The 16,312-nt window shown below is 73.9% G+C and carries 17 protein-coding genes; 7 read left to right on the top strand and 10 right to left on the bottom strand.

Going from position 1 to position 16,312, the window contains the following annotated elements; translation table 11 throughout:
- Positions 1-48: 48 nt before the first annotated feature.
- Both dapC and fdxA read right to left on the bottom strand, forming a co-directional pair.
- Entirely contained in the window at positions 49-1,197 is a 1,149-nt protein-coding gene (dapC, locus tag ACFU7Y_RS22250) for a succinyldiaminopimelate transaminase (RefSeq protein ID WP_224284964.1), read from the bottom strand.
- A 21-nt stretch (positions 1,198-1,218) separates the two neighbouring features.
- Positions 1,219-1,545, bottom strand: a complete 327-nt coding sequence (gene fdxA, locus ACFU7Y_RS22245) for a ferredoxin (RefSeq protein ID WP_030061559.1) — start codon at positions 1,543-1,545, stop codon at positions 1,219-1,221.
- Between the two features lie 130 nt (positions 1,546-1,675).
- Between fdxA and ACFU7Y_RS22240 the strand changes: the two genes are divergently transcribed.
- Both ACFU7Y_RS22240 and ACFU7Y_RS22235 read left to right on the top strand, forming a co-directional pair.
- Positions 1,676-2,689: a GNAT family N-acetyltransferase gene (locus tag ACFU7Y_RS22240; RefSeq protein ID WP_224284963.1), complete on the top strand. Its 1,014-nt coding sequence runs from the start codon at positions 1,676-1,678 to the stop codon at positions 2,687-2,689.
- A 101-nt stretch (positions 2,690-2,790) separates the two neighbouring features.
- Positions 2,791-3,663, top strand: a complete 873-nt coding sequence (locus tag ACFU7Y_RS22235) for a transglutaminase family protein (RefSeq protein ID WP_380769424.1) — start codon at positions 2,791-2,793, stop codon at positions 3,661-3,663.
- 9 nt (positions 3,664-3,672) lie between these two features.
- Here the strand turns inward: ACFU7Y_RS22235 and ACFU7Y_RS22230 are convergent, their stop codons facing one another.
- Positions 3,673-4,302 carry a response regulator transcription factor gene (locus ACFU7Y_RS22230; protein WP_224280881.1) on the bottom strand — a complete coding sequence of 210 codons (630 nt, stop codon included), beginning with the start codon at positions 4,300-4,302 and terminating at the stop codon, positions 3,673-3,675.
- Between the two features lie 76 nt (positions 4,303-4,378).
- Between ACFU7Y_RS22230 and ACFU7Y_RS22225 the strand changes: the two genes are divergently transcribed.
- The gene (locus ACFU7Y_RS22225) at positions 4,379-5,323 is read left to right on the top strand and encodes a MerR family transcriptional regulator (RefSeq protein WP_380769423.1); all 945 of its coding nucleotides are present in this window, start codon (positions 4,379-4,381) and stop codon (positions 5,321-5,323) included.
- Entirely contained in the window at positions 5,317-5,808 is a 492-nt protein-coding gene (locus tag ACFU7Y_RS22220) for a GNAT family N-acetyltransferase (protein WP_380769422.1), read from the top strand. Before ACFU7Y_RS22225 ends, ACFU7Y_RS22220 begins: the two co-directional genes overlap by 7 nt.
- A gap of 90 nt (positions 5,809-5,898) precedes the next feature.
- On the opposite strand, the gene ACFU7Y_RS22215 is transcribed toward ACFU7Y_RS22220, so the two are convergent.
- From ACFU7Y_RS22215 to murJ, 3 genes are read right to left on the bottom strand one after another with little or no spacing between them, the layout of a single operon-like run.
- Positions 5,899-6,249, bottom strand: a complete 351-nt coding sequence (locus ACFU7Y_RS22215) for a hypothetical protein (RefSeq protein WP_224280878.1) — start codon at positions 6,247-6,249, stop codon at positions 5,899-5,901.
- 14 nt (positions 6,250-6,263) lie between these two features.
- Positions 6,264-6,584, bottom strand: a complete 321-nt coding sequence (locus ACFU7Y_RS22210; protein WP_224280877.1) for a hypothetical protein — start codon at positions 6,582-6,584, stop codon at positions 6,264-6,266.
- Positions 6,581-8,200: a murein biosynthesis integral membrane protein MurJ gene (murJ, locus tag ACFU7Y_RS22205; RefSeq protein ID WP_224280876.1), complete on the bottom strand. Its 1,620-nt coding sequence runs from the start codon at positions 8,198-8,200 to the stop codon at positions 6,581-6,583. The genes ACFU7Y_RS22210 and murJ overlap by 4 nt, the downstream gene beginning before the upstream one ends.
- A gap of 143 nt (positions 8,201-8,343) precedes the next feature.
- Here murJ and ACFU7Y_RS22200 point away from each other — a divergent pair, with 143 nt between their 5' ends.
- The gene (locus ACFU7Y_RS22200) at positions 8,344-9,009 is read left to right on the top strand and encodes a response regulator transcription factor (protein WP_224280875.1); all 666 of its coding nucleotides are present in this window, start codon (positions 8,344-8,346) and stop codon (positions 9,007-9,009) included.
- Between the two features lie 3 nt (positions 9,010-9,012).
- Positions 9,013-10,431: a cell wall metabolism sensor histidine kinase WalK gene (locus ACFU7Y_RS22195; RefSeq protein ID WP_224280874.1), complete on the top strand. Its 1,419-nt coding sequence runs from the start codon at positions 9,013-9,015 to the stop codon at positions 10,429-10,431.
- Between the two features lie 14 nt (positions 10,432-10,445).
- Here the strand turns inward: ACFU7Y_RS22195 and ACFU7Y_RS22190 are convergent, their stop codons facing one another.
- The 4 genes from ACFU7Y_RS22190 to ACFU7Y_RS22175 all read right to left on the bottom strand — a co-directional run bounded on the left by ACFU7Y_RS22190 (position 10,446) and on the right by ACFU7Y_RS22175 (position 15,743).
- Positions 10,446-11,696: a sensor histidine kinase gene (locus ACFU7Y_RS22190; protein WP_224280873.1), complete on the bottom strand. Its 1,251-nt coding sequence runs from the start codon at positions 11,694-11,696 to the stop codon at positions 10,446-10,448.
- Positions 11,697-11,704: 8 nt separating this feature from the next.
- On the bottom strand, positions 11,705-12,427 hold the full coding sequence (locus ACFU7Y_RS22185) for an ABC transporter permease (RefSeq protein WP_224280872.1): 723 nt from the start codon (positions 12,425-12,427) through the stop codon (positions 11,705-11,707).
- On the bottom strand, positions 12,424-13,377 hold the full coding sequence (locus ACFU7Y_RS22180; protein WP_380769421.1) for an ABC transporter ATP-binding protein: 954 nt from the start codon (positions 13,375-13,377) through the stop codon (positions 12,424-12,426). The genes ACFU7Y_RS22185 and ACFU7Y_RS22180 overlap by 4 nt, the downstream gene beginning before the upstream one ends.
- Positions 13,378-13,589: 212 nt before the next feature.
- The gene (locus ACFU7Y_RS22175; RefSeq protein WP_380769420.1) at positions 13,590-15,743 is read right to left on the bottom strand and encodes an alpha/beta fold hydrolase; all 2,154 of its coding nucleotides are present in this window, start codon (positions 15,741-15,743) and stop codon (positions 13,590-13,592) included.
- A 314-nt stretch (positions 15,744-16,057) separates the two neighbouring features.
- Here ACFU7Y_RS22175 and ACFU7Y_RS22170 point away from each other — a divergent pair, with 314 nt between their 5' ends.
- A complete protein-coding gene (locus ACFU7Y_RS22170; RefSeq protein WP_224280869.1) occupies positions 16,058-16,252 on the top strand; it encodes a DUF2304 domain-containing protein in 195 nt (64 codons plus the stop codon).
- The last annotated feature ends 60 nt before the right edge of the window (positions 16,253-16,312 follow it).

Raw genomic sequence — 16,312 nt, 5'->3', positions numbered from 1 at the left:
CAGGTCCGTGACACCGGCCCCCTTCGCCGTACGGTCTCCCGCGTGCGGTCAGCGCGCCGCGCCCAGCCGCTCCACGGCCGCGGCGACCCGCTCGTCGGTCGCCGTGAACGCGACCCGCACGAAGCGGTCGCCGGCCGGCCCGTAGAAGTCGCCGGGTGCCACCAGGATGCCCAGTTCGGCCAGTTCGGCCACGGTCTCCCAGCACGGGCGGTCCTGGGTCGCCCACAGGTAGAGGCTCGCCTCGGAGTGCTCGATCCGGAAGCCGTACGCCTCCAGCGCCGCCCGCAGCGCCGAGCGCCGGGCCGCGTACCGCTCGCGCTGCTCGGCCACGTGCGCGTCGTCCGCGAGCGCGGCGACCGTCGCCGCCTGCACCGGCGCCGGCACGATCATGCCGCCGTGCTTGCGCACCTCCAGCAGCTCCTTGACCACCACCGGGTCGCCCGCCACGAAGGAGGCGCGGTAGCCGGCCAGGTTGGAGCGCTTGGAGAGCGAGTGAACGGCCAGCAGGCCCTCGTGGCCGTCGCCGCAGACGTCCGGGTGCAGGACGGAGACCGGGTCGGCCTCCCAGCCCAGCTCCAGGTAGCACTCGTCGCTGACCAGCAGGGCCCGGTGCTCCCGGGCCCACTCGACGGCGCGGCGCAGCTCGTCCGCGCCCAGCACCCGGCCGGTCGGGTTGGACGGCGAGTTCACCCAGAGCAGGCGCACCCGGGAGCCGTCCAGCTCGTCCACCGAGTCGTACTCGACCGGCTCGGCGCCGCACAGCCGGGCGCCCACCTCGTAGGTCGGGTAGGCCAGGCGCGGGTAGGCGACCTGGTCACCGGGGCCGAGGCCGAGCTGGGTCGGCAGCCAGGCCACCAGCTCCTTGGAGCCGACGGTCGGCAGCACGGCCTGCGGGCCGATCTGCGCGCCGAGCCGGCGGTGCAGCCAGCCGGCGATCGCCTCGCGCAGCTCCAGCGGGCCCCAGACGGTCGGGTAGCCCGGCGTGTCGGTGTGCGCGGCCAGCGACTTCTGGATCACCTCGGGTACCGGGTCCACCGGGGTGCCGACGGAGAAGTCGCAGAGCCCGCCGGGGTGGGCCAGGGCGGTCGTCTTGTACGGCTCCAGCTTGTCCCAGGGGAAGACCGGGAGCTTGTCCGAAACGCGGCGCGCCGCCCCCGGGTGGCCCGGGAACGGCGCGCGCGTGCTGTTGGTGCTCACAGCTGATCTGCCACCAAATCGTCAGTGGTCGGCGTTCTGCGGCGGCAGAGCGGCGATGAACGGGTGGTCACGCTCGATCAGGCCGAGCTTGGAGGCGCCACCGGGCGAACCCAGGTCGTCGAAGAACTCGACGTTCGCCTTGTAGTAGTCCTTCCACTCCTCCGGAGTGTCGTCCTCGTAGAAGATCGCCTCGACCGGGCAGACCGGCTCGCACGCGCCACAGTCGACACACTCATCCGGGTGGATGTAGAGCGATCGCTCGCCCTCGTAGATGCAGTCAACCGGGCACTCTTCGATGCACGCCTTGTCCTTCACGTCGACACAAGGCTGCGCGATGACGTAGGTCACGCTGTCGTTCCTCCTCGGAAGGGCCTTGCGGCCCGTTCTGTTCTGCTGCCGTGCGCGGTGAGCGCGGCGTCGTCGATGCCCGCCCCTAGTATCGCGGGTCGGAGACCGCAATTGCACAGGAGGTGGCCAGATGGCGACGGACAACCCGGTCGACGGCCGTCCGGAGGTCCGGATAGACCGCTCTGACGTGGGACGACGCGTGTCCGTCCGCCGCCTCGCGGAGTTCGTGGACGACCGGCCGGTGTTCCGGGATTCGATCGGCGTGCTCACTTCGTGGGACGATCATGGATTGACGATCGTCCCGCGCTCCGGTGAGCCGGTGTTCCTGCCGGAGAAGCTGCTGGTCGCAGGCAAGGTCGTGCCGCCGTTTCCGGCCCGGCGCGCCCCCTTGCCGGTCGCCACGCCGGTCGAGCTGCAGCGGATCGCCGGGCGGGGCTGGCCGGCCGTCGAGCAGGAGCCGCTCGGCGAGTGGACGCTGCGCGCCGCGGCCGGGTTCACCCGGCGGGCCAACTCCGTCCAGGCCCTCGGGGACCCGGGACTGCCGCTGCCCCGGGCGCTGGAAGCCGTCCGCGACTGGTACGCGGCGCGCGGGCTGCCCGCGTACGTCGAGGTGATCTCCCCCGGCTCGCCGCAGACGCTGGTCGCCGAACTCGACCGGCTCGGGGCCGGGTACGCGCCCACCCTGGTCCGCACCGCCCCGCTGGCCGGGCTCGCCCGGACCGGCGCCGGGCACGAGAGGGTCCGGCTGGCGCGGACCGCGGACGCCCGGTGGCTGTCGGTGTACCGGCGGGTGAGCGGCGACCCGGCGGTGGAGGAGGCCGCCCGGCAGGTGCTGCACGGCGGTCCCTCGGTCTGGTTCGCCACCGTGCCGGGCGCCCCCGGGCAGCCGCCGCTGGCGATCGGGCGCTGCGTCATCGAGGGGGCCTGGGCCTGCTTCGGCGCGATCGAGGTCCAGCCGTACGCCCGGCGGGCCGGGCTGGCGACGACGGTCATGGCGGTGCTCGCCTCGCGCGCGGCCGAGGAGGGCGCGAGCGGCGGGTACCTCCAGGTCGAGGCGGAGAACGCGGCGGCGATCGCGCTCTATGACGGACTCGGCTTCACGACCAGTCACACTTACCACTACGCCCTTCTTCCCCAGGGGTAGCCGCCAGGCCGTACCGTCCGTCCGATCGCCCGCTTGCCCGTCCACCGCCTTGCCCGTCCACCGCCTTGTCCGTCCGCCGTACGAAAGCCGTCGCCGTCACCGTGACCGAGCAGAGCAGAGACCGCTTCCGGACCGCCGCCCGCGCCGAGCAGCCCGACCCGGTGCTGCTGTGCCTGCTCGCCGCCGCCGAGCACGGCATGGTGCCCGACCCCGGCGACCCCGGTGAGCCGCCGGGCGTGGACGCGCTGCTCGCCGCCTGCGAGGCCGCGCTGGAGCGGCACGCGGCGGCGGTCCGGCTGGCGGTCGCCGAGCGGGCGCCCACCGGGCCGGAGGAGACCGCCGCACTGCTCGCCGCGGTGCTCGGCGGGCGGGAACGCTTCCACGGGCGGCAGTCGGACTACCGGCGGCTGGAGTCCTCGCTGCTGCCCGAGGTGCTGCGGCGCCGGCGCGGGCTGCCGATCATGCTCTCCCTGGTGTGGATGGCGGTCGGACGGCGGGCCGGACTGACCGTCCACGGCATCGCCCTGCCCGGCCACTTCATCGTCGCGGTCGGCGGCCCGGCGGGCGGCGAGGACTACGTCCTGGCCGACCCGTTCCACGGCGGGCGGCTGCTCGACCCGGAGGACGTCGAGCGGCTGGTCGCCGCCGCCGGGCAGGAGTTCACCCCCGCCCTGCTCACCCCTGCCCAGCCGCTGGAGATCGTGCTGCGGGTGCTCGGCAACATCCGGGTCTGGGCCACCGACCGCCCCGAGCACGCCCGCACCCAGCTCTGGGCCACCGAACTCGCCCTGCTGCTGCCCCGCCACCCCGCCCAGCTGCGCCTGGAACGGGCCGAACTCCTCGTCCGCACCGGGGACTTCCTCGGCGGCTCGGCGGAGATGGACGCCTACGCGCAGATCCTCGACGCCTTCGACCCGGACACCGCCGCCAAGGTCCGGCAGGAGGCCCGGGCGGCCCGGCACCGACTCAACTGATCCCGTTCCCTACAGCCAGCCCTTCTCACGGGCGATCCGGACCGCCTCGGTGCGGTTGCGGGCGTCGGTCTTCTGGATCGCCATGGACAGGTAGTTGCGCACCGTCCCCTCGGACAGGTGCAGCCGCCTGGCGATGTCCGCGTTCACCGCGCCGTCGGCGGCCGCGCCCAGCACGTCCCGCTCGCGCGCGGTCAGCGGGTTGGCGCCCTCGGCCAGCGCGGCGGCGGCCAGCGCCGGGTCGATCACCCGCTCGCCGCGCAGCACCCGGCGGATCGCCTCCGCCAGTTCGGCGGCCGGCGCGTCCTTCACCAGGAAGGCGTGCGCACCCGACTCCATCGCCCGGCGCAGGTAGCCGGGCCGGCCGAAGGTCGTCGCGATGACCACCTTCGTGCGGGGTGCCCGGCCGCGCAGCTCGGCCGCCGCCTCGATGCCCGTCATCCCCGGCATCTCGATGTCCAGCACGGCGACCTGCACGTCGTTCGCGAGTACCGCCGCCACCACCTCGTCCCCGCGGCCGACCTGTGCGACGACGTCGATGTCCCCCTCCAGCCCGAGCAGCGCGGCCAGCGCCTCCCGGACCATCCCCTGGTCCTCGGCGAGCAGCACGCGGATCGAGGCCCCGTTGTCAGTGTCGTTCATGGCCACGACCTTAGGGCCAGTCTCCGGGGGCGACGGGCTTGCGTCTCCGGTAAGGGGAGAGTCCAGAGTGAGGTCCATGGACGGCAGCGACACGCTCTACTCGATCGGCGACCTGGCCCGCCGCACCGGACTCACCGTCAAGGCCATCCGGTTCTACGCCGACACCGGCCTCGTGCCGCCCACCGACCGCACCGCCGCCGGCTACCGGCGCTACGACGTCCACGCGCTCGCCCGGCTGGACCTCGTCCGCACCCTGCGCGAGCTCGGGCTCGACCTGCCCGCGATCCGCCGGGTGCTGGAGCGGGAGACCCCGCTGCACGAGGTCGCCGCCGCGCACGCCGAGGCGCTGGACGTGCAGATCCGCACGCTCCGGCTGCGCCGGACGGTGCTGCTCGCCGTCGCCCAACGCGGCTCCACACCCGAGGAGATGAAACTCATGCACAAGCTCGCCAAGCTCTCCGACGCCGAACGCCGGCGCCTGGTCCACGACTTCGTCGACGAGGCCTTCGGCGGTCTGGACGCCAACCCGGAGTTCGTCGCCATGATGCGCTCCGCCATGCCCGAACTGCCCGACGAGCCGCGGGCCGAGCAGGTCGAGGCCTGGGTGGAACTGGGCGAACTCGTCCAGGACCCGGACTTCCGCGCGGCGGTGCGGAGGATGGCCGAACACCAGGCCGCCGAGCGGGCGGACGGGGACCGCACCGGCCTGCACCACGCGCTCACCGAGACCGTACGGTCGCTGGTCGGCACCGCGCTGACGGACGGCGTCGCCCCTGACTCCCCCGACGCCGACCCCGTCGTCGCCTCCCTCACCGCCGCCTACGCCGAGACCTTCGGCCGCCCCGACGACACCGCGTTGCGGCACTGGCTCCTCACCCGCCTGGAGACCGCCGACGACCCGCGCGCCGAGCGCTACTGGCAGCTGCTGGCGATCATCAACGGCTGGCCCGTCCCGGAGAGCCTGGCCGAGGTGTTCCAGTGGTTCACCGAGGCCCTGCGGGCCAGACTGTCGGAATGCTGACCCTGGAACCGCTGCGCCCCGACCACGCCGAGGCCCTGCTGGCCTTCGAACGCACCAACCGCGCGTACTTCGCCCGCAGCGTCCCGGACCGCGGCGACGCCTACTTCGCCGAGTTCGCGGACCGCCACGCCGCCCTCCTCGCCGAACAGGCCGAGGGCACCTGCCGGTTCCACGTCATCCGCGACGCGGCCGGCAACCTGGTCGGCCGCGTCAACCTCGTCGACCTCGCCGGCGGCACCGCCGAACTCGGCTACCGCATCGCCGAGTCCGCCGCCGGGCGCGGCCTCGCCACCGCCGCCGTGGCCGAGGCCTGCCGCCTCGCCGCCACCGCCTACGGCCTGACCGCCCTCACCGCCGCCACCACCTTCGACAACCCCGCATCCCAGGCCGTACTCGTCCACAACGGCTTCCGGTTCAGCCACGAGTTCCTCCTCGGCGACCGCCCCGCCCTCGCCTATCGCCGCTACCTCGCCGCCCTCGGCTGAACGCCCGTCCCGTCCGCGCCCTGGGGGCACCGCCGCCCCGGAGAACGGTGGGAGTGCGGAAGCCCGGCGGGGAGCCGACGGACGTACGGCTCAGAGCCAGCGCCGGGCGGCTTCGACGCTGTCGGCGATGCTGGTGTTGAAGGCGAGGGCGGCCTGGGGGGCGTGGCGGCGGACGAGGTTGACCACGAGCTCGAAGAACGGCAGCGCCGGTTCGGGCTTGCGGATGCCGCCGCCGATGACGACGACGTCCCAGTCGCGGCCGCCGAGGGCCGCCACGATGGCGGGTTCGGCGGTGTCGTCGGGCGCGACCAGGGTCGCGGCGGCGTCGATGCCGTGGTCGGCGAAGCGGGCGAGTTCGGCGTCGAGGACGGCCGTCATGGCGTCGCCGTCCATGCCGGGGACGGCGTGCGGGTCGAAGCCGAGAACGAGAACAGCGGTCATGTCCGCAACGACGCTCACTCCGGCTGCCCGGGTTCCCCCCGGAGGAAGCGTGCCGCGTCGACCAGGGTGAGTTTGGGGTCGGTCCAGGAGCAGACCTCCAGCCAGGAGAGCCTGCCGTCCTCGGCGAAGAGGATGACCTCGCCGTCGGAGCCGATCGCCGCCTCGGCCACCACCTCCGAGCGTGCGCCGTCCTGGACACCGGCGAAGAGGGCCGTGCTGCAGCCGCACCGGCAGCGGGACTCGACACGCAGGTGCGGGACCTGGGCGCGTAGCGGGTGGCCCTCGGGGAGGAGGAAGTCGAGGACACGGGCGACATCGGCGGGGAGGAGAGTCATGAGCTTCTGCGCAATCGTGTGGTGAGGGCGGACAGTTCTTCGATGCGGAGGAGGTGGGCGAGGAGGAGGTAGCCGACCGCGAGGACCGCGACGGCCGGCACGAGGCCGTACCGGGTCGTCCACCAGGCGGCGGCAGCGGCAGGGAGGGCGGCGGACAGCAGCTTCGTGTGGGCTCCCAGGACCCGCAGCGGCCCGAGCCGCCGGCGCAGCAGCAGGGAGGCGGCCACGCAGGTGAGCAGAAACGATCCTCCATAGCAACCCGCCATCCCGGTGACGGCCCAGCGCAGCGGCAGCAGCCGGTGGCAGAGCACCGCCCCCAGAGCGGTTGCGGCGACCGGCAGCAGGTTGAGCAGGAAGGGCGTGCGGCTGTCGCCGAGCGCGTAGAAGGCACGGGTCAGCGCGTAGCCGGCGGAGTACAGCACCAGGCCGGGCGCGAAGGCGGTCAGCATTCCGGCGATGGCCCGCACGTCCGCGGGATCGGTGCGGCCGTGGCCGAAGGCGAGCGCGCACAGCTGCGGCGCGAGGACCGCGAACGCGCAGGCCGCCGGGACGGTGACCACCCCGATGGTGCGGACGGCACGGGCGAGCAGCGCACGGACGGCCCGCGGGGAGTCGCAGGCCGCGCTGAGCGCGGGAACGGCCGCCGTCACCACCGACACCGTGACCACCCCGTGCGGCACGATCCACAGCAGGTACGCGCTGCTGTACGCGGTGTACCCGACACCCGGCAGCCCGGCCTCGGCGGCCTGCGCGCCGACCGAGGTCGACAGCCGGGTCACCACCCAGTAGCCCACCTGGTCGCCGAGCACCAGCAGCAGCGTCCACCCGGCGGCCCGAAGCGGCTCGCCGAGCCCCGCCTGCCGCCAGTCCCAGCGCGGCCGCAGCCGCACTCCGGCCGCCCGCAGGCAGGGCAGCAGCACCAGGCTCTGCGCCACCACCCCGGCCGTCGTCCCGGCGCCGAGGACGGTCAGGTCGGCGGTGTCGAAGGAACGCCGGCCGAGGTAGGCGCCGAACACCCCGATCACCACCAGGTTGTTGAGCACCGGCGCCCACGCCATCGGCGCGAACCGCTTTCGGGCGTTGAGGAGTTGGCCGAGCACGGTGAACAGCCCGTAGAAGAACACCTGCGGCAGGCACAGGTACGCCAGCAGCACGGTCTGGTCCAACTGCCCACCGCCGTACGAGGTGTACGCCCGCACGACGTACGGCGCGCCCGGCACCACCACCGCAGTCAGCACCAGCAGGGCGACCACCAGCACCGTCACCAGCCGGTCGACGTGCGCCGCCCCGCCGTCCTCCGACTCCTTCGCGGCGCGCACCAGATGGGGCACCAGCGCGGTGTTCAGCGCGCCGCCGATCAGCAGCACGAACAGGATGTTGGGCACCGTGTTGGCCACGTTGTACCCGTCCGCGAGCAGCCCCGAGCCGAGGACCGCCACCAGCAGCGCCGACCGGACGAAGCCGGTGGCCCGGGACACCACCGTCCCGGCCGCCATCACCAGGCTGGGCGGCAGCGCACGGCGCGGCTTGCGGTGCCGTGCGGCCGCGCCGGCGGTTGTTCTCGCGCCGCCGGCCGGCTCCCGGGCCCCGACGGCCCTCTCCAGGAGGACGGCCATCCCCAACCTCCGCTCGATCCGGGCACCGGCCCGAACGGGCCGGTGGAACCGGCGAGAGCATGCACCCGCGTCCCTGAAGCGAGGCTGAGAAAGCTGAAGACCGCTTAAGGAACGGATCCGGCGCCGGTGGCATCCTGATCCGCATGGAGATTCTGGTGGTGGAGGACGACGCACAGGTCGCGGCGGCCGTACGGCGCGGCCTGGAGGCCGAGGGGTACACCGTCGACCTCGCCCCGGACGGCCTCACCGGCCTGCGGCTGGCCCAGCGGCACGCCTACCGGGCGATCGTGCTCGACATCATGCTGCCCGGCCTGAACGGCTACAAGGTGTGCGAGGCGCTGCGCGCCGACGGCGTCACCACCCCGATCCTGATGCTGACCGCCAAGGACGGCGAGTACGACGAGGCCGAGGGCCTGGACACCGGCGCCGACGACTACCTCACCAAACCGTTCTCCTACCTGGTCTTCCTGGCCCGGCTGCGCGCCCTGATCCGCCGCAGCCAGACCCCGGGCCCGCTGCTGCGGGTCGGCGACCTGTGGCTGGACCCGACGGGCCGCCGCTGCGGCCGGGGCAGCGCCGAGATCACCCTCACCGAGCGGGAGTTCGCCGTCCTGCGCTGCCTGGCCGAGCATCCCGGCGAGGTGCTGTCCAAGCGCCGGATCGTCGACGAGGTGTGGGACATCGCCTTCGACGGCGAGGAGTCCATCGTCGAGGTGTACGTCAGCATGCTGCGCCGCAAGGTGGACGCCCCGTTCGGCGTCCGCTCGATCACCACCGTGCGCGGTGCCGGCTACCGGCTGGAGGCCTGACCGGTGCTCGGCAGGCTCTCCACCCGCCTGCGCACCTCGCTGGCGGCCGGCCTGGCGGCGCTGCTGCTGCTCGGCGTCGGCGCCTGGTGGCTGCGCGGCCACATGTACGACGCCCAGCTGGCCGCCGCCGAGGCGGACGCCCAGGCCCAGGCCCGCGTGATCAGCAGCGGCTACAAGCACGGCCAGCAGCTGGCGGACAACGGGCAGCTGCCGTACCTGGTACTGGACCGCGACGGCCGGGTACTGGCCATGGGCGGCCCGCTGACCACCCAGCACCTGGCCGGGGATCCGCCCGCCGCCGTACCGAACCTGGCGCCGGACGACTGGCAGTCGGTCCAGCGGGTGACCATCGGACCGGCCGGGGCGGCCGCCGCCAACCGCTACTCGGGGCGCAGCTTCACGGCGATGGGCAGCTGGAGCCCGCTGCTGCGGCAGACCGACGAGAGCGGCCAGCCGGTCAAGCCCATGGTCGGCCCGTTCACGGTGTACGTGCTGGCCACCCCGTTCGCCGCCGAGGCCTCGCTGCGCACCATCGACCCGGTGCTGCGGCTGGGCGTGCCGGTCGCCGCGCTGCTGGTCGCGCTGACGGCCTGGCTGGCGACCAGCCGGGCACTGCGCCCGGTGGAGGCGATCCGCGCCGAGCTGGCCGAGATCGGCGAGCACAGGCTGGACCGCCGCGTCCCGGTGCCGCGCTCCGGCGACGAGCTCACCCGGATGGCCCGGACCACCAACGCCACCCTGGACCGGCTGGAGCGCTCGGCCGTGCAGCAGCAGCGCTTCGTCGCGGACGCCTCGCACGAGCTGCGCAGCCCGATCGCCGCGCTGCGCACCAACCTGGAGGTCTCGCTGGCCCACCCCGAGCGCACCGACTGGCCGGCCGCCACCCGGGAGGCGCTCACCTCCGTCGAGCGGCTCCAGCAGCTCACCGAGGACCTGCTGTTCCTGGCCCGAGGCTCGCACCCGGGGGCGGCCGGCCAGTTCACCGCCGTCGACCTGTCCGCCGTGCTGCGCGAGCTCGCCGACCAGTACCGCCCGGTCCTCGGCGCCCGGCTCGCCCTGCGGGTGGACGCGCCCGAGGCGGTGCTGGTGCGCGGCAGCCGCATCCGGCTGCACCGGCTGGTGCGCAACCTGCTGGACAACGCCCAGCGGCACGCGGCCGCCGAGGTGGTGCTGTCCGCGCGGCAGGCCGCGCACGGCTGCGTCCTGGAGGTCCGGGACGACGGCCCGGGCGTGCCGCCGGAGGACCGCGAGCGGATCTTCGAGCCGTTCACCCGGCTCGACGAGGCGCGCAGCCGGGACGCCGGCGGCAGCGGCCTGGGCCTGGCCATCGCGGCGGACATCGCCACCCGGCACGGCGGCACCCTGCGGGTCGCCCACGCCCCGCGCGGTGCCCGCTTCGTGCTGGAACTGCCGTCGGCCTGAAGGGCTTCGACGGCCTAGAGGGACTTCGACACGGGCGCGGCCACCGTCCGCAGCGGGACGGAGGCCCGCAGCCGGAAGCCCTTGCCGCGCTGCCCGGGCCCCGCCTCCAGCCGCCCGCCGACCAGCGCCAGCCGCTCCTCCAGCCCGGACAGGCCGTTGCCCGGCTGGGACTTGCCCGGCCCGCGCCCGTTGTCGGTGATCTCCAGGACGGCGTAGCGTTCGCCGCTCGCCTCCCAGCTCTCGTCCGCCGTCACCGTGCAGACGGTGGCGTCCTCGCCGTGCCGGACCACGTTGGTGACGGCCTCGCGCAGCGCCCAGGCCAGCGCGCCCGCCTCCTCGTCGGCCAGCGACGGCCAGGCGTCCACCAGCTCCGGCGCGGCCTCCAGCCGGACCTGCGCGGCGGCCAGCGCGGTACGGGCGGCGGCCAGTTCGACCGGCAGGGTCGGGCGGCGGAAGCCGGTCACCGCCTCCCGGACGTCGATCAGCGACTGCCGGGCGACCTGCTCGATGTCGGCGACCTGCGCCCGCGCCGCCTCGTCCTTGCCGGCGTCCATGAACCGTCCGGCCAGCTCGCTCTTCAGGGTGATCAGCGACAGCGAGTGCCCGAGCAGGTCGTGCAGGTCGCGGGCCAGCCTCAGCCGCTCCTCGGAGGCCGCCAGGTGCGCGACCGCGGCCCGGGCCTCGCGCAGCTCCTTCATGGTGGCGACCAGCCGTTGCAGGCCGGTCATCGCGACGCCGGAGAGGAAGGCGCTGAGCGCGAAGGTGGAGATGTTGTCGACGCCGGCGTGGATCAGCAGGCCGGTCACGACGGTGAGCACGGCCATCCCGACCAGCGCCCGCAGCGCGTGGTTCAGCGGCGTGATCACCGCGAGGCACACCGAGGCGTAGATGAACATGGTCAGGAAGGCGCCGCCGAGCACGAAGGAGGAGGCCACGGCGAGCGCGATCATCGTCGCGACGGTCACCTGGCAGGCCCGCGGCCTCATCCCCGCCTGCGAGCGGAAGATCACCAGCAGGACGTACGAGACCACGAAGACCGCCAGGCAGACCCAGCCGAGCACCTGGCCGGCCAGGCTGTGGCCACCGTTGATCAGGTCGCTCGCCGGGTAGGCCAGGTAGGTCATCCACAGCAGCATCCAGGCGACCTTGACCAGCAGCTGCCGCCGGCTCTCCACCGGGGCGCCGGGGACGTTCATGAACGACACGCGCGCCACACCCACCTCCGGCTGTTCGTCGGTGCGGTGGGCCCGGCGCGCGTCACTCATGTCGATCATCATGCCTGGCGGCTGTCACGGCGGTACAGCGCCGCGGCAGCGGCCACGAACACCGCCAGGAAGGCGGCCAGCCCGGCGACCGCCACCAGGTCCAGGGAGTGCCCGGGCTGCGTGAAGGTGGCCAGCTTGTTGTACAGGTACACCGGGTTGAACCGGGCGAACGTCTCCAGCGAGCCGCTCACCGGGAACCAGGTGCCGCCGAACAGCGACATCAGCATGTACGTGATCATCACGATGGTCTGCACCGAGTCCGGCGCCGCCGCGTAGCCGAGCGCCACCCCGAGCGCGGCGAAGACGAAGCTGCCCAGCCACAGCGCGGCCGCCAGTCCGATCCACTGCGCCGCGCTGAGCTCGACGCCCTGGCTCGCGCCGACCGCGAAGACCACCAGGATCGCCGGCAGCGTGGTCACCGCGCTCGCGCCGATCTTGCCGGAGGTGTACGCCCGGCCCGGCAGCGCGGTCAGCCGCAACTGGCGCACCCAGCCGCTCTTGCGCTCCAGCGAGATCCGCTGCGCGCTGCCGGTGAGGACCGCGCCGACCGCGCCGAAGGTGGCCATCGAGACCATGAAGTAGGTCTTCACCGGCAGGCCGCCGGCCAGCTTGTCGGAGCTGTAGGCGTGGATGAAGAAGAAGTACATCAGCGCCGGGTAGGCGATGGTGAAGAGCAGGTAGCGCCGGTTGCGGAGGGTCCGCAGGATCTCCAGCCTGATCAGGGTGGTCATCGCACGCTCTCCTTCTCGGCGTCGTCCTCGCGGTCCTGCTCCCCGGTGATGGTCAGGAAGGCCTGCTCCAGGCCCAGGCCGGTGACCTCCAGCCCGCGTGGGTACAGCCCCGCCCGGTAGATGCCGGCCACGCTCGCGTCGGCGTCGGCGGTCCGGATCCGCACCGTCCGCACCCCGGGGACCCGCGCGGTGACGTCCAGCGACTGCACGCCGGGCAGCGTGCGCAGCACCCCCTCGTCGGCCGGCCGTCCGTCCCCGTCGTGGAGTTCGAAGGCGATCCGGCGGGCCCCGGCCCGCGCCTTGATCTCCGCCGAGCTGCCGTCCGCGATCAGCCGGCCCCGGTGCAGCACCAGGACGCGGTCGGCGATCGAGTCGGCCTCCTCCAGGTAGTGGGTGGCGAACAGCACCGTGCGCCCGGCGTCGGCCTGGGCCCGCATGCTCGCCCAGAACGACTGCCGCACGCTGACGTCCATGCCGGTGGTGGGCTCGTCCAGCACGATCAGGTCGCTGTCGCCCGCGATGGCCAGGGCGAAGCGGACCCGCTGCTCCTGGCCGCCGGACAGCTTGTCGACCCGCCGCTCCGCCAGCTCGGTGATCCCGGCGTCGGTCAGCACCCCCGTGACCGACCGACCGCGCGGGTGCACGTCGCAGGCGAGCCGGACCAGCTCGCGCACCTTGACGTCGGACATCAGCCCGCCGCTCTGCAGCATCGCGCCGACCCGGCCGGCCTCGATCGCCGCCCGCGGGGCGCCGCCGAACAGGGTCACGCTGCCCTGGTCGGGCTCGCGCAGGCCGAGCAGCAGGTCCAGGCTGGTGGACTTCCCGGCGCCGTTCGGCCCGAGCAGGGCGACGGTCTCGCCCGGTCTCAGCACGAGGTCCAGTCCGTCCACGGCGCGCACCCGCCCGTAGCTCTTGCCCACGCCGCGGAAGGCGGCCACCTCGGTAACCATCGCCCCGCTCCTCTCCCCTGACGGTGTCGCTTTCGGTGCTGTTCGCACCACCTCAGAGTCCCGTGCGGGCGGGTCGTGGCGGCAGTGCCCGCCGTCGTGCCTTCGGCATGACGGATGTCATGCCGGCGGCCGGTACCCGGGTCACGCCGGTGATCCGGGTACCGGCCGCGGAAGGGCTGGTCAGGGCGCGGGCGGGAGGGACCGCACGGGGCTCACACGCCCAGCGAGCGCTTCACGAAGTCGACCTGGAGCAGCAGCAGGTTCTCCGCGACCTCCTCCTGCGGGGTCATGTGGGTGACGCCGGACAACGGCAGCACGGTGTGCGGGCGCCCGGCGGCGAGCAGCGCCGAGGACAGCCGCAGGGTGTGCGCGGCCACCACGTTGTCGTCCGCCAGCCCGTGGATGATCATCAGCGGGCGCTCCAGCCCGGCCGCGTACCCGTTCAGCGAGTTGGCGGCGTACACCTCGGGCCGCTCGGCCGGGTCGCCCAGGTAGCGCTCGGTGTAGTGGGTGTCGTAGAGCTCCCAGTCGGTCACCGGCGCCCCGGCCACCGCCGCGTGGAAGACGTCCGGGCGGCGCAGCACCGCGAGTGCGGAGAGGTAGCCGCCGTACGACCAGCCGCGGATGGCGACCCGGTCGAGGTCCAGCGGGAACTCCCCGGCGAGCGCCCGCAGCGCCTCCGCCTGGTCGTCCAGGGTGGCCCCGGCGAAGTCGAAGGCGATCGACTTCTCCCAGGCCGGCCCGCGTCCGGGGGTGCCGCGCCCGTCGGCGACGATCACGGCGAAGCCCTGGTCGGCGAACCACTGCGACTGCAGGTGCGGGTTGTGCGCCTGGTAGACGCGCTGACCGCCGGGGCCGCCGTACGGGTCCATCAGGACGGGCAGCAGGCCGTCCCGCTCGCGGTCGTAGCCGGTGGGCAGGAAGACGGCTGCCGGGATGCGGCGCTCGCCCGCGAAGCGGAAGACCGGACGGGCGGTGATGACCGGGGTCTCGGCGTACGAGGCGATGGTGGCGACGTCGTCGACCGCCAGGCCCTCGGGCAGGTCCCGGGCGACCTGGACCAGGGTGCCGGGCAGGTCGGGCTCGGCGGTGGCCCGGACGGTGATCCCGCCGCCGTGCACCGCGCTGGTGACGGAGGTGAACGGCCGTCCGTTGGCGGACTCCCAGCCCAGCCGCTCGCCGTCGTGGCTGATCCGGCCGACGCCGATCCAGCCCGGCTCGGGGTCGGTCTCCTCGGCGCCGCCGGCGGCGCTGAAGAACACCTCCTCCTCGGTGACCGCGACGACCGACCGGACGTGCAGGTCGGCCCCGGTCACGGCGCGGTCGCCGATCACCAGCGCCCGGATCCCTCCCTCGTCCGAGATCCGGACCAGCTTGCCGTCCGGGGTCCAGGCCGGCGCGCCCGGGAACAGCTCCAGCCAGACGCCGTCCTTCTCCTCGTGCAGCACCTCGGTGGCGCCGGTGGCCACGTCCAGGCCGAGGATCCGCTGGCCGTGCTGGTCGCGGGTCTGGACCAGGAGCAGCGGCACGCCGCCCTTCGACCAGTGGACCCGGCCCAGGTACGGGTAGGCCTCGCGGTCCCAGACCACCTCGGTGCGCCCGCCGTGCAGGTCGAACAGCCAGAGCCCGACCTCCGCGTTGGCGGTGCCGGCGGCCGGGTAGGCGACCTCGGCGGGCTCGCGGTCCGGGTTCGCCGGGTCGGCGATCCACCAGCGGCGCACCGGGCTGTCGTCGGCCCGCTCGACCAGCAGTCGGTCACTCTCCGGGGACCACCAGAAGCCGCGGTCGCGGTCCATCTCCTCCTGGGCGATGAACTCGGCCTGCCCCCAGGTGACGTTCGGGCCGTCCGGCTCGACGAGCACCCGGTCGCCGCTGCCGTCGGTGCGGGTCAGCCGCAGTTCGCCGGCGGTGTTGGCGTACGCGACGTGGGCGCCGTCCGGGGACGGCCGCGGGTCCAGCAGCGGGCCCTCGGCGGGCAGTTCGGCGGTGGCGCCGGTGGTGAGGTCGGCGGTGAACAGGCGGCCGGAGAGGGCGAAGGCGGCCAGGGTGCCGGCCGTGTCCAGGGCGTAGCCGACGATGCCGGCCGAGCCTTCGCGGCTGCGCTCGCGGCGGGCCTTCTCGGCCGGCGAGAGGTCCTCCTCGCCGCCGCCGAGCAGCGCGGCCGGGTCGGCGGCGACCCGCTCCTCGCCGGTGGCGGTGTCGAGGGTCCAGAGCAGGTTGGCCCGGTCGCGGCCCGAGCGCGAACGGAGGAAGACGACCCGCGAGCCGTCCGGCGCGACGGAGAAGGAACGGGGCGCGCCGACGGTGTAGCGCAGGGTCCGCGCGTACTGCCGCGGGAAGGTGTCGGCAGAGGTGTGGGAGGTCATGGCACCAGACCTTATGACGCCGGACCGCCGCCCCCGGATGCTCGTTGATCACTCGTTCGGAGCATCCTCCCCAAGTACGCCCCAAAGAGGTCCAAACCGCCTCCGACCGGCCTACGCGCCCCTCGGATGCCACAACGCCCCGGCACCCGCCGGCTCACCGAGTGTAATTCCCCCCTCACCCATCGGGTATGACTTGTCCGGCGAGTGATCGTCGGACCCCGTCCCGGACCACGGCCACCCGCAGCCCCCAGTCCCGCACTGTCCCTCGCCGCCCTCCCCGGGGGCGGCGTGCCCGAGAAGGGGTGAGAGCCGACATGGCCATGAACATCTCCGCCGCCGTGCTGATGCTGGTCATCGTGGTGATCCTGATCCGCCGGTCCGGCCTGAAGCTGGCGCACGCGATCATCTGCGCGCTGCTCGGCTTCTACCTGGCCTCCAGCTCGATCGCTCCGTCGATCAGCCAGGTCACCAGCAACCTCGCCGGCATGATCAACGGCCTGAAGCTCTGACCCCCGTCACCGCAGCCCCGGGGCCTGCCGCCGAACACCCGTCTGCGGGCGTTCGGCGGC

This window comes from Kitasatospora sp. NPDC057542, assembly GCF_042801945.1.
Taxonomy (GTDB): Bacteria; Actinomycetota; Actinomycetes; order Streptomycetales; family Streptomycetaceae; genus Kitasatospora.
This window is presented reverse-complemented; position numbering and strand designations above follow the sequence as displayed.